Source organism: Rodentibacter haemolyticus (genome assembly GCF_015356115.1).
Lineage (GTDB): Bacteria > Pseudomonadota > Gammaproteobacteria > Enterobacterales > Pasteurellaceae > Rodentibacter > Rodentibacter haemolyticus.
Genome location: NZ_CP063056.1, coordinates 1535744 through 1551286, shown reverse-complemented (window position 1 = coordinate 1551286; position 15543 = coordinate 1535744). Strand labels below are relative to the sequence as shown.

The window sequence follows — 15543 nt, the reverse complement described above, 5'->3', positions numbered from 1 at the left end:
GGCCAAGCCGTAACGCACCAAGTATCAAGATTTAATGATGAAGCAGTGCGTTACTACTTTACTCCCCCCACCCTAAGAAGTCTCAGAGATAAAATTCTCTTTATGTAACCGATACATAATACTGAGAATCTTTAGATTTTGAATGTTGATTTTCCAATGCTGGCCTTGTGATATAGCCATCACTCAAAGCGATTATGTACATTTTTCTGAATGTTTTTTAATTCACCATTTTCTTTAACTGATACAAATAAGCCAAGGCCTGTTTGGGACTGAGTTCATCAGGATCGAGTTTTTCAATGGCTTCACGTAAAACATCATTTTCTTGTTCAAACATTAACTCTCCTTGATTTTGATTGGCTTCACGCAAGGCTTGAATTTGCTGATCCGCCGAATGTCCTGAAATTTTTTCTAGGTGGGTTAATTTTTGTTTTGCCAATTTAATCACGGATTGCGGCACGCCGGCTAATGCAGCCACCGCCAAACCGTAGCTTTTACTGGCTGCCCCTTCTTGTACGGCGTGCATAAAAGCAATGGAGTTGTTATGTTCTAAGGCATCCAAATGCACATTTTTAATGCCCTCAAACTGTTCCGGTAAAGCGGTGAGTTCAAAGTAATGGGTGGCAAATAAAGTGAGGGAATGAATCTTTTTCGCCAACCATTCCGCACAAGCCCAAGCAAGGGAAAGCCCGTCATAGGTAGAAGTACCACGTCCTATTTCATCAATAAGAACTAGACTTTGTGCTGTGGCTTGATGGAGAATATTCGCCATTTCCGTCATTTCCACCATAAAAGTGGAGCGACCGGAGGCGAGATCATCCGATGCACCGATACGGGTAAAAATGCGATCAATCGGACCGATCTGCACACTATCCGCAGGCACAAAACTGCCGATATACGCCATCAGCGTGATCAATGCGGTTTGGCGCATATAAGTGCTTTTCCCTCCCATATTGGGGCCGGTGATAATCAGCAAATGGCGCTCGGAATTCAGTTCAACAGGGTTGGCAATAAACGGCTCCTTTAGCACTCGCTCGACAACAGGATGGCGACCGTTTTCAATACTCATACGAATATCATCACAAAAAGTCGGCATTACGTAATTTAAAGTGTCGGCGCGTTCTGCCAAGTTCACCAGTACATCAAGCTCCGATAAAACAAGACTAGCCAGCTGCAATGCACCTAAGTGCGGTAATAATAAATCGAACAATTCCTCATAAAGTTGTTTTTCCAACGCCAATGCCGCACCTTTAGATTTCAGCACTTTGTCTTCATATTCTTTGAGTTCGGGGATAATATAACGCTCGGCATTCTTCAACGTTTGACGGCGTACGTAATGAATCGGTGCTCTATGCGCTTGACCTTGGCTGATTTGAATGTAATAACCGTGCACCGCATTAAAGCCGATTTTAAGCGTATCGATTCCCGTGCTTTCACGCTCACGTTTTTCAAGATTTTCAAGATATTGTGTTGCACCGTCAGAAAGCGCCCGCCATTCATCCAATTCGCTATTGTAGCCTTCTGCAATCACGCCGCCATCACGAATTAATAAAGGCGGTGTCTCGATAATCGCTCTTTGGAGGAGATCATATTGCTCGCTAAAATCACTAATTTGATTGAAAAGTGCGGTTAAAAACGGTGGTGTTTTTTGTTGAATAATAGAACTTAACTCAGGAATTTGAGCCAATGCGGTGCGTAAACGTGTTAAATCACGCGGACGTGCGGAACGTAATGCAACACGGGCTAAAATACGTTCCATATCCCCTACTTGTTGTAAATAAGGTTGTAGCTCATCGACAAGATCAAAATTAAGAATTTCCGCAATGGTCTGTTGTCGTTGTTGTAATTTCTCTCTGTCGCGAATCGGTTGATGAATCCAACGTTTCAGCAAGCGGCTCCCCATTGGGGTAACACATTTATCCAGCACGGAAGCCAAGGTATTTTCCGTTCCACCGGCAAGGTTTTGTGTGAGTTCCAGATTACGGCGTGTTGCCGCATCAAGTTGGATGCTGTCTTGATTTTGAATCACACTGATACTTTGAATATGCGGTAATGCCGTGCGTTGGGTTTCTTTTGCGTATTGCAACAAGCAGCCCGCCGCACTCAAACCAAGCGGTGATTTTTCCACCCCAAAGGCGCGTAAATCTTTTGTACCGAATTGGTGGTTTAGCAACGTAATCGCCGTACTGAGTTCAAATTCCCAAATAGGGCGACGACGCAAGCCTCTACACTGTTCAATCGCAGCCATTTCACTAAAATCTTCACAGTAAAGCATCTCAACCGGCGAAATGCGTTGCAATTCCGCTCGCAAGGTCTCTTTATCCGAAGGTTCACAAAGTTGAAAACGCCCGGAAGTCATATCTAATGTGGCTAAACCGAATCTATCCTTTTCTTGATATACGGCAGCAATCAAATTATCCTGCCGTTCCGGTAATAAGGCTTCGTCACTCACTGTACCGGGTGTAACAATGCGTACGATTTGACGTTCAACAGGTCCTTTACTCATTGCCGGATCGCCTACTTGTTCACAAATGGCGACAGGTTCGCCCAACTGCACCAATTTAGCCAAATAGCCCTCTATAGCGTGGTAAGGCACACCCGCCATAGGAATCGGCTGCCCTGCCGATTGTCCTCGCTTCGTTAAAGAAATATCCAATAGTGCAGCGGCTTTCTTCGCATCATCATAAAACAGCTCATAGAAATCCCCCATTCGATAAAACAACAAAATATCCGGATTTTCCGCTTTAAGCTTGAGATATTGCTGCATCATTGGGGTGTGTTGAGAGACATTTTCTTCTGAAATCATTGAGTTACCTGTTTTATGCTAAAAAATAGACGGCAATATTGGTCGAAAAATATAGGTTTTAATGTAGGTTATTTTAGAGGTAGAAAGAGAAAAAAGCCAATTACAATTTCATCAAGTGCTAGTTTCTATGTAAGCGTTTCATTATCTTTAGTTAAAAAATAAACCGCACTTTTGTGCGGTTTATGGTTTCTCCGTCAATATTATTGAGCGGTTTTTAATTTTTGATAATAGCCTTCGTACAAGTCAATGGCATCATTCACATCGAGTTGCCATTGGCTTCTATCGATCACATCCTGAGAAATAAATGTTGAATGATCGTCAGTCAATTCTTTCGGCAAACGTTTTAATGCATTGAGATTAGAAGTCGGATAGCCGATTTGTAGGGTAAGTTTTTCTGCAACATCAGCACTTAACAAATAATTAATTAGCTTATGCGCACCTTCCACATTTTTAGCGGTTTTAGGAATCGCTAAATTATCAATCCAAAGCATTGTGCCTTCTTTCGGATAAACCATTTCAATTTTAGCGCCTTCATTTTTGGCAATGCGAACGGAACCGTTCCACAATAAGCCTACTTCCGTTTCGCCCGAAATAAAGCCGCTGGACGGATTATCCGAATTAAATGCTAAAATATTGCCACGCAATTTAAGCAATTCTTGATAAGCTTCTTCCAATACCTTTGGATCTTGCGTATTCGGGTCTTTGTTCATTTTTAATAGTGCAATATTGAACAATTCCCTTGGATCATCCAACATCTGTAAGCTTCCCTTAAATTCAGGTTTCCACAGATCGCCCCATGATTGAAATTGGGCGGGATTTTGTGTTTCTGTGTTGTAAGCAATACCGGTCGCCCCGAATAATTGCGGTAATGAATATTTGTTGCCTTTATCAAAAGGTTTATCCAACATATTCGGATCTAATTCTTTGATGACAGGCAGTTTTTCGTGATTTAATTCTTTCAGCATATCTTCTCGTATCATTTTAGAGACAAAATAGCTGGTTGGTGCAATCACATCATAACCGCTGTTTTTACCTTGCGTTTTCAGCTTGGCATACATGGTTTCATTTGATTCCAAACTGGACACAATTACTTTAATACCGGTTTCCTTAGTAAAGTTATCCAGTAACCCCTCCGGCACGTATTCGCTCCAAGTATAGAGATAAACCGTATTGTCATTCGCAGTTGCAATACTGTGGGTGCTTAATAAAAATACACTTGAAGTAAAAAGTGCAGTCAATTTTTTCATAATTTTTTTATTCTCCTTGTAACAGAAAATAAAACCCGATCTCTTTAAACTGAGATCACCACACTCAAAGAGGGAAAAACCTTAGTATTTGAGGCTCAGCGATTTTAAGCTAACAGGTTCTATTTACAACATTTTTTACATCTATGAGTTGGAAATAGGGAGAGGTATGATGAGTTTTTAAACGCAGAAAAAGCCAACTTACTCAATTATGGCTTTCAAAAAATTGCGTGATACTTTTTATGACATTTTCCCTTAAACCGTCCCGCTCAAACAAAATCTCGTGTTTAGCGTTTTGTACTAATTCACAATGTGCGTTAGGGAAAAGAGCGGTCAATTTTTCTAAGGTTTTGTTATCTACGATTTTTTCTTTTTCCGATTGCAGTATTAACACCGGAATTTCAATACGTGGGAGAACGCTGGGTAATCGCTTAATTGCGTTGAGACATAAATGTACCCAACGAAAAGTTGGGCCGCCGAGGTGAAGTTCGGCATATTTTCGATTTATCCGATTCATCCACTTCATTCGGGTTTTGCAAAAACTGAGTTCATTACTGTCTAACTGCGCAGGTTTGTAAGCCCCTTTGCCAAAAACATAACGGGTACCCTGCCCAAGCAAATTCATCACCGCCACAATGAGTTCATCACGAATAGGATGTTTTAGCGGTACGCCGAAAAATGGGGAAGATAATACGGCTTTTTCGATGTGATGATCACAATTTGCCAAGTAATAGGCAGCGATTAACGAACCAAGAGAATGGGCAAGCAAATGTTGAGTGTGATACTCAAAAAGTGCGGTCGTTTTTTCTATCACTTTTGCCATATCATCGACATAGAAACGAAATTCGTCTAAGTGTCCTTTTTCCGTATCCTTTAGAAGTCTTGCCGAATAGCCTTGTCCACGGTGATCAAAGAGCAGAACATCATAGCCTTGATGATAAAAATCATAGGCAAGTTCCGACCATTTCAACATATTCTCCGCCCTACCGTTCACTAAAACCATTAATTTTCTGACCGCACTTTCATTATGTGTAAAATGACGATAGGCAATATTGATGTTATTTTCTCCCACGAGGAATCGCGTAGGAAATCGCTCGAAGAAAGGCAAAAGTTCGGCTAAGGCAAATTGGGTAAACTTTGGTTCTCGAATCATAGATACTTCGGACAAGGAATATTGATAAAAATCATATTTTGAGAGAAAAAAGTGTGTGAAATGCCCTTTCACACACCTGATAACTTATACCACTAATTGTTTTAAGATACGGCGAACCGGCTCTGCCGCCCCCCATAATAATTGGTCTCCCACAGTGAAAGCCGCCAAGTATTCCGGCCCCATTGCTAATTTGCGTAAACGGCCGACAGGTACGCTTAATGTGCCGGTTACTTTCGCCGGGGTTAATTCACGTAATGTGGTTTCTTTATCATTTGGAATCACTTTAACCCATTCGTTGTGTGAAGCGATAATTTGTTCGATTTCTTCCAATGGTAAATCTTTTTTCAATTTGATGGTGAAGGCTTGGCTGTGGCAGCGTAATGCCCCAATACGCACGCACAAGCCGTCAACCGGAATCGGGTTGTCGCTTAATCCCAAAATTTTGTTGGTTTCGGCATAACCTTTCCATTCTTCTTTGGTTTGTCCTGTTTCAGGAAGCAGTTTGTCGATCCAAGGAATGAGGCTACCGCCTAACGCCGCGCCAAAGTTTTCTGTCGGGAAACTATCGGAACGCATTTCTGCCGTTACTTTACGTTCAATTTCTAAAATTGAAGAAGCCGGATTCGCTAGTTCCTCTTTTACCGCATCACGTAATAATCCCATTTGTGCGAGTAATTCACGCATATTTTTCGCACCGGCACCGGAAGCGGCTTGGTAAGTCGCGACAGAGATCCATTCCACTAAATCTTTCTCGAATAAACCGCCGATTGCCATTAGCATTAAACTCACCGTACAGTTACCACCCACGAAAGTTTTTATGCCGTTTTTCAAGCCTTCGGAAATAACGTGTTGGTTTACCGGATCTAATACGATGATCGCTTCATCTTTCATACGTAATGCGGATGCGGCATCCACCCAATAACCATCCCAGCCAGCGGCTTTTAATTTCGGATAAACTTCATTTGTATAATCACCGCCTTGACAAGTAACGATGATGTCTAATTTTTTCAGTTCTTCAATATCAAAAGCGTTTTTCAAATCACCGGCATCTTTGCCACCGAATACCGGTGCTTTTTGCCCTGCCTGTGATGTGGTGAAAAAAATCGGGTTTAACCCCGTAAAATCATTTTCCTGCACCATACGATCCATTAATACGGAACCCACCATTCCGCGCCATCCGATAAAACCGACGTTTTTCATAAATTTTTCCTTTGCTATGTTGTGTTTGAATGATTTTATTAATTACAAGATAGCACAATCAAAATCAAGTGTTTTTATCGACAACACCAATAAATTTATGAATTCATTAATTCTAGTCAATATCCCCCCTTTCGGGGATGTTGAAATAAGAAGCGTTTCTTCGGGAATTTTAATCGGTTATATCGGGTAAATTTTATTTGCTTTATGTCGCCCTTTTAGTAGAATTCTTCCCACTTGCTTATATATTCTTACATGACTCAAAATGCCTATACCCCGTCGCACTTTTCTAGGTTTACGCTCCCTAGCCCTTTGTTCTTCAATCGGACTTATTTTTACTCCACAGGCTTTGGCGGAAAATTCCGCTCCTCCCTTAAATGATCGCTCACTTTATCAATCCGCCCAACAAGAACTTAATGAACTTGAAACACAGATCCGCCAGCAGCGGTTAAGTAAACAAAAATATCAAGCCACCGCCGCCGAGGTTGACACTCACGCTTATAGCCAAACCTGTTTGCCTTTTGATGAAATTGAACTACGCGGTATTACCTTGATTCCTACCGAGCCATTGCTTCCACCGTTGGGCGAGTGTATCAATGAAGGCTATCTGAACCAGCTTAGCAAAAATGTAACGGCGGCTTATCTGAAAGCAGGTTATCTCCACAATCCGTTCCAATTTCAAAGTGATGGATCACGCAGGCTGATTATGCAAGTAGTTGAAGGTAAATTGGCGAAAATTTCGGGTGAAGACCAGATCATCAATGCAGAAATGCTTTTCCCTCATTTAATCGGTAAACCCTTAAATGTGCGTGATCTCGATCAAGGGTTGGATCAAACAAATACGCTACTTGGCAGCACGGTAACGGTGGACGTCTATCCCGATTCGCAAGGCAATATTGAGCTGGCATTACAGAATACCTACCGCCAACGACTATCAGGGCGGCTTTCGGTGGATAATTATGGCAATAAAAGCACGGGGGAATGGATTGGACGTGGCTATGTCAATATCGATAGCCCTTTCGGACTATCGGATAGCCTTAGTCTCAGTGGCAGCCACTCGTTACGTTCGGGGTTTTATCCTTATAACCGCAGTGTTGCCCTCTATTATTCCGTACCTTACGGCTACTGGCGATTTAGCACCTTTGGGTCAATCTCTCAATATAAAGCGGATTTAGCCTTAAATCGAACAACCCTGCCCCAACACGGACGAACTTGGCAATGGGGGGGGCGAGTGGAAAATGTCTTTCATCGAGGCACAAACAGCATCAGCACCGCCTATGTTCAATTTGATCATATCAACGCCCAAAATGGGCTGGCAGATGTGATTTATGAAATTCAAAGCCCAACCATTACGAGCGGTACAATCGGGCTAAATCATCTTCAACTGCGGGAAAACGGGCTAATTTTAACCGATATGAGCTACGAATACGGCAAGCCGTCCTATCGCAATAATCTTGAGCGGTTTTATAAACCCTACCATAAATTCAATGTGAGCCTTGATTACATTCAATATCGGCATTTCTTCGGGCAAGACTTTCGTCAACACCACCGTTTGCAAGGGCAATACAGCCGCCAGTTTCTCCCAAGTTTAAAACAACAAGACTTGCTTGATCGCTATAATGTGCGGGGCTTCCGACACTTTTCCTCCTCTACGGAAAAAGCCCTAAGCTTGCAAAACACGCTTTTTTGGGTGAAACAGTGGGAAAATTGGCAAATTGAACCCTATGTAGGCATAGATATGGGGATACAACGGAATGTCTCGACAAACCACGCTCAAGAATACACACCAAGTCACTCAACAAAAGCGATTTCAGGAGTGATCGGGCTTCAGCTCCAACTGAAAAATCGCTACAAACTTAACTTCGAATGGGCAAAAGGCAAACACTTCGCCTCCAACGAACAAAGAAAATCACAGCAATTCAGTACCAATGTGAGCGTTCAGTTTTAGCAACAGAAAGGTGCTAAAAGACAAGCCGTCAATTTTCTCATTATTACGGTATTATGTAGCACTTGCACAAAACATTGTAAGGCGCGTTAGGCGAAGCCGACACCAAGTAACAAGATTTAATGATGAAGCGATGTGTTACGGCTTCGCCTAACGACACTCTACCCTAAGAAATCTCGGAGATAAAATTCTCTTTGTGCAACTGATACATAATACCGTAAATTTATTCGTTTTATTCTGTGAGTTACTTCACATTTTTACAATTTTTACAAAAAAATTCATTATTTTTTTCACATTTAAGGCATAGAATACGAAACCGATATTTAAAAATCGCTTTAGTTGTAAACGGGCGATTATATCCCCCTGGTTAGATTGTCAATGTTGGCAAATTCTGACCGCTTATAGCGGATAAGCTATGTAAATACAGCTTACCGGTTAATATTTTTCTTTTCTTTGGATATTCTATGCAAAAAATGACACTTTCAAAAATTGCGATAGCCTTGTCCGTGTGCTACGCCTCCTCCTATAGCTATGCAGAAATTCAAGCGGCTAACGGTAATACCCAAATTTCCACACAAAAAGGGGTGGAAATTGTCAATATCGCGACACCAAGCCAAGCAGGGCTGTCGCATAACCAATATCATAAATTTAACGTGGATAAATCAGGGGCAGTGTTAAACAATGCCCGCCAAGCGAGCCAATCACAACTGGCAGGCAATGTTGCGGCAAACCCTAATTTACGTCAGCAATCCGCAACGGTGATTTTAAACGAAGTGGTGAGCCATAACCCTTCCCGTCTTGTCGGCAAACAGGAAATTGTAGGGCAGAAAGCAGATTATGTGCTGGTTAATCCAAACGGTATCGATGTTGAAGGCGGTGGTTTCATCAATACCCCTAGAGCTTCATTGGTGGTAGGGAAAGCGAATGTTGAAAACGGTAAATTAACGGGCTATCAAGTAGATGGTGATAACAAATTATCGGCAAAAGGTACGATTTCAGGTGCTCATATTGATTTAATTGCACCGACTGTGAATGTAGCCGCTAATGTAGAAGCCGATGGCGATGTAAATGTATTGATGGGGCGTAACCAAGTGGCTCGTAATGATGCGGGTCAACTCACGGTGAGCGTGTTACCACAGCAAGGACAAGTCCTAGACGGTAAAGTCGCCGGTAGTATTCAAGCAGGGCGTATTCGCATTCACTCTACGGACAGCCGTGCGACACTTAGCGTTAACGGCAGCGATCTCTCCGCAAAAAAAGACGTTATCGTCACGGCAGGTAATGCGAAGTTAGATGGTACGATCACTAAAAAATCTGAAGAAAGACACCAAGAAATTAAAGGTAAAATTACAGGTTCAAATTCTAAACGGACGGATAAAGAAAATTTGAAGAAAACGACGATTAAAGGTGAGAATGTCGCCATTGTGGTTGAGAATAATTTAGAGGTAAAAGCTACGGATATTCAAGCAAAAGAAGCAATGATTATTGGTGGTAAGACTCATTTAGGTTCAAGTAAAACTACTAATCGCCAAACCTTTTCAGAAAATCGTTTTAGAGGCAGTTACAAACACCACGAGGAAGATAATAGCCGAATAGAAACTGCCCATAAAACCACCATTCGTGCCGACAAAGTGAAATTAGTTGCGACCAAAGATCAGCTGACAGGGCGGGCTTTGCAAGTCGATACCAATCAGTTAGTCTTGCAATCAGAAAAAGGGATCGCTTTAAAAGGTGAGCAAGAGAACAATTATTATGATGCGTTAGCCCATTTCCGTAATGAACCGAAAAAACATAGAACGGGTTTAAGCACACAAACTGCTATTGCTAATAACTATGTTGCCAGTGAATTAAATGTGAAGGGAGATATGGTTGTTTCCGGTAATCACGTTGATTTTGCCGGCACTATCGGGCGTATTGACGGCGACTTAGTGATTGAGAATAAAGGGAAACTCTCTTTTGTTTCAGAAGAAGTGAAAAATTCTCACGTCGTTGATGATAAAGAAAAATATTGGGGCGGTTTAGCCGGCTCAAAAGCTTTAGCTTCAAAACGTAACGATATTGAGCAACAGGGGGCGGATTTCACGGTTAAAGGCGCAATTCTAATCGATTCACAACAGGGCGTAAAAATTTCAGGTAGCCGTGTGGTTTCCGGTAAAGATGCGTTGGTAAAAGGCAATAACGGTAGCCTAACTTTAGATGTCGTTCAGGACTATCATTCCTATTCGGAAAAAGGTCGTAAAGGAATGATCTTTGATATTACCAAAGAGCGTAGCAGAGGATTTAAAACCGTTTATACCTCAAAAGGTTCTGACTTAAAATCCTTATCAAACTTGCAGCTTACTACTAATAAAAATGTCAATATTATTGGTAGCCGTGTACAAGCTGCGGGAATACTAGATATTTCAGCGAAAAAGGATATCAATATCAGAGGAAGCCGAAATGAACTCAGACAAGTTCTTCATCAGTCCGGCATTGGATTTAGCACAAAAGTTGAACAACCAACGCTATCATTAGACTACGAAGGTGTTGTCAAATCTTCCGTTGAAACGATCAAAGGGCTAGTTGACGGGAGTGTGAAAGCAGAGCAAGCGGGTGAAGCACTTGCGAATAATGTAAAAGATAATCTGAAATATAAAGGGCAAGCTAGTGCGACTTTGGGTTTTTATGATAAATCTCAATCTATCGGGGAAACCACGCATACACCTTCGGTAATTAGTGGCGGTACGACAAATCTTTCAGCTCAAAATGTAAATGTTAATGGCAGTAAAATTGAGTCGACTAAAGGCGATCTAAACATCAACGCCAATAATATGGTAACTAAAGCCCAACACAATAGTTACTATGACTCTAATGTGAACACCGCTTTTGGCATTACCAATACTATAACTGTGACAGAAAGTGCGGTCACAAATAAGATTGATTTAGGGCTTGCTCATAAAGACACCTTTAAACAAGGCGCAAGCCCACAAAGTAGCCAATTATCTGCTAAAAATGATCTCAACATCAATGCGAATAACCTTATTCAGCATAAAGGCACAACGTTAAATGCCGGAGGTAACCTTTCTCAAAATGCAAAAAATATCAGCCATACGCCGGAATACAGCACCGAAGAAGGCAGACAGAAAAACTTTGATTTAGGTTTATCCTTAACCACAGCGGTTGATAAAAATAAAACCGTGAGTGGCAGCCTCGTACTGGGGATTTCAGGAGGGCGTGAAAGTAATGAACAAGCCAATGCACAAAGCACCGCTCTAAAAGCCGGACAAAATATTAATGTCAATACTGGCAAATTAACGGATGTTGGTACGCAATATACAGCGGGTAAAAACGTGAACCTTAATTCACAAAGCCACAGTATTCAATCGGCTCAAAATACCAAACAAAATGAAAAAGTCAGTGGTGGCTTAACCATCGGCGTGAGTGCAAGTTCTAAAGATTTAGCTACAGCCAATGCTGCCGTTAATCTTGGGGTGCATTTCCAAAAAGATCAAAGTAATTCCACGACGGCTCATATTGCCAATGTGCAAGGAAATAACGTCAATATCAACACAGGTAAACTGAACAGCCAAGCAGATATTTCAGCGAAAAATGATGTGAATATCAACGCTCAAACCGCTCAGTTTAGCCAATCACAAAATACCAGCTCTCACAAAGGCGGCGGCTTTACCCTCAATGTGGGTGTCGGCTCGTTAGTGATTCCGGCAGCAGGGGCGGCATTGCCTTCTGTGGATGTGAATTTCACAGCGAACGGACATAAAGGTAACCGTACAGATGCGGTGTTACATAATGTTCAAGGTGGCAATAATGTGGGCATTCACGGCAAAGGTGAGGTTTCCTTACAAGGGACAAACGTACAAGCAGGCAACACGGTTTCCATTAGTGGCAACACTGTGAATGTTCAACCGGGTAAAAGCCAAGTGCAAGACTTAAACGTGAGCGTGGGCGGTGGCGTGAGTGTCGGAGCGAATGGTGCAAGCTTAGGCATTAACGGCAATCTCAACGTACAGCACGAAAACAGCACCACACATCAAGGCGTTTCGATTAACGGTAAAAACGTGAATATCAAAGCGGAAAATGGCGTTACCCTGACAGGTGTCAGCTCGAATAGCACCAACCTAAACCTTGATGCCGGAAAAGGGGATCTCCACTTAAATTCAGCCAAAAACAACGTGAACAAAACCGGCGTTGATCTTGGTCTCTCGTTGAGCGGCAGCTTAAATAGCGGCACTTGGACACCAGACAGTGGCTCAGGCAAATTAAATGTGGATGTGGTGCGTAATGAAACGCACACGACAACCGATTTAACCGCCCAAAATGCCACCCTTGCAGGCAACAACGCTCACTTTAACGGCAGTAGCATCAATGCTCCGAAAGTGAATAATCAGCTCAAAGGCGGTGTAAGTAGCACCTCGGTTACAGATAAAATCAACGAAACCAGCGTACATCTTTCCGCAAACGGCAGCGGTAAATTTACGCCTTACCCAGTCAATAACTGGCAAGAAAGTGCCAAAAAAGATTGGGACAACGGCACAATTGCAGGCGTGAAAGCGGATGTGAGCGTGAAAGTGGACTCCACCAAGAAAGAGACTATCAAACAAGGCGGCATCAATCCACCGAAACCGCAAGTGGTCAAAGATCAAAAGGTGAAAGCCGATGTGAAATTAACCACAAACGTGAAAGGGCGTTTAGAACAAGAGGCGAAAAAACGCATCCAGCAGCAACGCCTGTTACAGCAACGTCAAAGACGTAGATAATCGTTGAACTTATCAACGAAATAAGGAGGGAAGTTAGCTTCCCTCCTTGTCTTTTAAGCTGTTAATCTGTCAATAAATTTCATTATGTTGGCAAGGGCTTATGAATCCCCCCCCATAATCCATTTTGTGTAACCACTACGTAACAGCGAGAAATAATCGTTTAGTTCGCTTTTAATCCGGCTAGTAATCTAGTGATTTCCGTTAAGGCACTCCAGTCTTTATTCCCTAAACCATTTGCATTTGCAGCAATTAAATGTACTTTTGCGCCTGCGATTGCGGTGGCTTGAATGCCTTGCGATATAAAGGCTTGATCAAAAATTAACGCATCTTTTAATCCCGCAGACAAATCAAAACCAACGGTATCGAAATCCCGTTTAGCAATTTTTTCAGCATACATACGCATTGTTTCGTTTCCTGCAAAAAATTGCTCGGTTATTGCAAGAATATAGGGCTTTGCTAACCCCGTTTTTTCTGCGAAAGTGAAGACTTCGCCTAGCATTGCAAGCTGCGACATCGCCATATAATTGACACAGATTTTCATCACATTTGCCATACTTGCCTGCTCGCCAAGATTGACCTGTTGCACGGTGTATTTTTCAATTAAAGGCAATGCTTTTTCAATCGCGGCAGGGCAACCGGCTAGAAAAGTAATCAATTTGCCCACTTGTGCCGCATCAGGTCGTCCCACAACAGGGGCGGCGATATAATCCGCCCCATATTTTTGATGTGCTAATTTAAGTTGATTTGCCGTTTCCGGTTGAACAGTGGTTAAACCAACGTGAATTTTGCCTTGAGAAAGTGCTGGGAAAATTTCACGTTCGCATATTTCAAGCAATGAAGCATCATCAAATAAACTGGTAAAGATCACATCGCATTCTTTTGTTAGTTCGGCAATACTGTTTGCAACTTTTGCCCCTTTGTTTTTAAAGGGTTCTGTTTTTGATACAGTGCGGTTGTAAACTGTCAAATCAAACCCTGCTTGTTGCAAATTATGGCACATACCCGAACCCATTTTACCCAAGCCAATAAAACCAATTTTTACGTTGTTGTTCATTTTTGTTTCCTTATTAATTTTGTTTAATCAACAAAACATATTGTAGGTTTTGAGCAATATGGCGGCATTAACAAATGTTAAGATTTTGCCGTTTTTTGTCGAATACGGCTGAGTGATACCGGCGTAATCCCTAGATACGAGGCGATATAATGGTGCGGAATTTTGTCAAAAATATGGGGTTGACCCGTCAGTAATTCCTCATAACGTTGTTGAGGAGAGTGTTTAATGCGGGAAATGAAAAGTGCCTGATAATGATAAAGGCGGGTTAAAATATAATCGTCAATAAAGGCTTTTACTTGATTATTTTGTTCAATCCATTGTTGTAGCTCATTAAATGAAATAACCCGTAAGCGAACCTCTGTTGCGGTTTCAATATTATATAAAGCAGGGAGGTTTTTACGAAAACTCTCATAAGAGGTAGCGATTTGCCCTTCAAAGAAAAATTGAAAGCTAATATCATTTCCTGCTTGATTAAACCATAAGCGTAGTACCCCTTTTTCGACCAAAAAAAGATGTTGGCAGATTTCGCCCTCCGTTAATAAGGTGGTTTTTTTCTTATAATGCATGATTTTTCCAAGTTGAATAAGGGAGGGAAAACAGGAAGTTATCGGTATATTCATCTTATTCTCTATCAATTTATTGTGATCTAATGTTCGGTAAAATACGAAAAGTGCGGTCATTATTTTGCGGGCTTTCCGTCACTATGCAGCAGTTGCACATATGAAAACTAGAGTGGGCAACTTGTTGCCCACCTTCCCCTTTCCGTAACGCCCCCCCTTGTATCTTACCTTCTCCAAAAGCAGTAAAATAAAAACGTATTAGTTTAATGCAAGGCTAAGCGTAAATTATACGCCCCCTAAGTGTTTAACACTGTAATGTAGAAAAAACGCTTATCCACAAGCGGTTGCAAAATATCATTGCCTTGCGATTCAAGATTGACCCGTTTCATCGCCATTGTCGCCAACTGCGAGCCGGATTTCGCAATGCTTTGCTGCAATTTGCCTGTACCGGTAAAAAGCCGTGAGTGAAACTCAAAATCACCAGTTTAAGTGTGTCTGTCATTGTCTATTCCTTTTGTTTGTCAATTTGAATAGAAATCTAACCGCTCTTTTATGCTTTCAATAAAATAGTATAAGATATTCTTGTAAATATATCTTGGTTCATTATTTTCCTCCTTGTATAAGCGGATTTTTAAATAACATCATCTTATAACTATCATTGTAATTTGGGTACGTTATGGCAAGCCTAACGCCCTCTACGATGATTATACCTTCTGACTGATAAATTTCCCCTCCAGCCTGATTAAATTTCTCTGCCATTTGGGCTAATCCTGCTTGTCGTTCGAGTGATTTGGCGTAATCTCCCACATCTTGGGTGATTTTCATTGAGCATA

The 15543-nt window shown here is 41.7% G+C and carries 10 protein-coding genes; 2 read left to right on the top strand and 8 right to left on the bottom strand.

What is annotated here, in order from left to right; all coding sequences use genetic code 11:
* Positions 1-217 precede the first annotated feature (217 nt).
* The 4 genes from mutS to asd all read right to left on the bottom strand — a co-directional run bounded on the left by mutS (position 218) and on the right by asd (position 6400).
* Positions 218-2803: a DNA mismatch repair protein MutS gene (gene mutS, locus IHV77_RS07290; RefSeq protein ID WP_194811339.1), complete on the bottom strand. Its 2586-nt coding sequence runs from the start codon at positions 2801-2803 to the stop codon at positions 218-220.
* A gap of 200 nt (positions 2804-3003) precedes the next feature.
* Positions 3004-4050: an extracellular solute-binding protein gene (locus IHV77_RS07285; protein ID WP_194811338.1), complete on the bottom strand. Its 1047-nt coding sequence runs from the start codon at positions 4048-4050 to the stop codon at positions 3004-3006.
* Positions 4051-4252: 202 nt separating this feature from the next.
* Positions 4253-5200, bottom strand: coding sequence for an alpha/beta fold hydrolase (locus tag IHV77_RS07280; protein ID WP_194811337.1), 948 nt, complete (start codon positions 5198-5200; stop codon positions 4253-4255).
* An 84-nt stretch (positions 5201-5284) separates the two neighbouring features.
* Positions 5285-6400, bottom strand: a complete 1116-nt coding sequence (gene asd, locus IHV77_RS07275) for an aspartate-semialdehyde dehydrogenase (RefSeq protein WP_194811336.1) — start codon at positions 6398-6400, stop codon at positions 5285-5287.
* A 262-nt stretch (positions 6401-6662) separates the two neighbouring features.
* Here asd and IHV77_RS07270 point away from each other — a divergent pair, with 262 nt between their 5' ends.
* Both IHV77_RS07270 and IHV77_RS07265 read left to right on the top strand, forming a co-directional pair.
* Positions 6663-8345: a ShlB/FhaC/HecB family hemolysin secretion/activation protein gene (locus tag IHV77_RS07270; RefSeq protein WP_194811335.1), complete on the top strand. Its 1683-nt coding sequence runs from the start codon at positions 6663-6665 to the stop codon at positions 8343-8345.
* A gap of 461 nt (positions 8346-8806) precedes the next feature.
* Positions 8807-13096, top strand: a complete 4290-nt coding sequence (locus IHV77_RS07265) for a two-partner secretion domain-containing protein (RefSeq protein ID WP_194811334.1) — start codon at positions 8807-8809, stop codon at positions 13094-13096.
* A 160-nt stretch (positions 13097-13256) separates the two neighbouring features.
* Here IHV77_RS07265 and IHV77_RS07260 read toward each other — a convergent pair whose 3' ends face one another.
* The 4 genes from IHV77_RS07260 to IHV77_RS07245 all read right to left on the bottom strand — a co-directional run bounded on the left by IHV77_RS07260 (position 13257) and on the right by IHV77_RS07245 (position 15535).
* Positions 13257-14150 (bottom strand): NAD(P)-dependent oxidoreductase, encoded by an 894-nt coding sequence (locus IHV77_RS07260; protein WP_194811333.1) that lies wholly within the window; start codon positions 14148-14150, stop codon positions 13257-13259.
* 77 nt (positions 14151-14227) lie between these two features.
* Complete coding sequence (locus tag IHV77_RS07255) at positions 14228-14716, bottom strand: Crp/Fnr family transcriptional regulator (protein ID WP_228549998.1); 489 nt, start codon at positions 14714-14716, stop codon at positions 14228-14230.
* Positions 14717-15006: 290 nt separating this feature from the next.
* Positions 15007-15147 (bottom strand): hypothetical protein, encoded by a 141-nt coding sequence (locus IHV77_RS07250; RefSeq protein ID WP_228549997.1) that lies wholly within the window; start codon positions 15145-15147, stop codon positions 15007-15009.
* A 166-nt stretch (positions 15148-15313) separates the two neighbouring features.
* Positions 15314-15535: a hypothetical protein gene (locus tag IHV77_RS07245; RefSeq protein WP_194811331.1), complete on the bottom strand. Its 222-nt coding sequence runs from the start codon at positions 15533-15535 to the stop codon at positions 15314-15316.
* Positions 15536-15543 lie beyond the last annotated feature (8 nt).

What these genes read in the sequence shown, in the direction of transcription:
- IHV77_RS07285 (WP_194811338.1), bottom strand. Translation starts at nt 4,050, where the DNA reads ATGAAAAAATTGACTGCACTTTTTACTTCAAGTGTATTTTTATTAAGC.
- IHV77_RS07260 (WP_194811333.1), bottom strand. Translation starts at nt 14,150, where the DNA reads ATGAACAACAACGTAAAAATTGGTTTTATTGGCTTGGGTAAAATGGGT.
- IHV77_RS07245 (WP_194811331.1), bottom strand. Translation starts at nt 15,535, where the DNA reads ATGAAAATCACCCAAGATGTGGGAGATTACGCCAAATCACTCGAACGA.
- mutS (WP_194811339.1), bottom strand. Translation starts at nt 2,803, where the DNA reads ATGATTTCAGAAGAAAATGTCTCTCAACACACCCCAATGATGCAGCAA.
- IHV77_RS07265 (WP_194811334.1), top strand. Translation starts at nt 8,807, where the DNA reads ATGCAAAAAATGACACTTTCAAAAATTGCGATAGCCTTGTCCGTGTGC.
- IHV77_RS07255 (WP_228549998.1), bottom strand. Translation starts at nt 14,716, where the DNA reads ATGCATTATAAGAAAAAAACCACCTTATTAACGGAGGGCGAAATCTGC.
- IHV77_RS07270 (WP_194811335.1), top strand. Translation starts at nt 6,663, where the DNA reads ATGCCTATACCCCGTCGCACTTTTCTAGGTTTACGCTCCCTAGCCCTT.
- asd (WP_194811336.1), bottom strand. Translation starts at nt 6,400, where the DNA reads ATGAAAAACGTCGGTTTTATCGGATGGCGCGGAATGGTGGGTTCCGTA.
- IHV77_RS07280 (WP_194811337.1), bottom strand. Translation starts at nt 5,200, where the DNA reads ATGATTCGAGAACCAAAGTTTACCCAATTTGCCTTAGCCGAACTTTTG.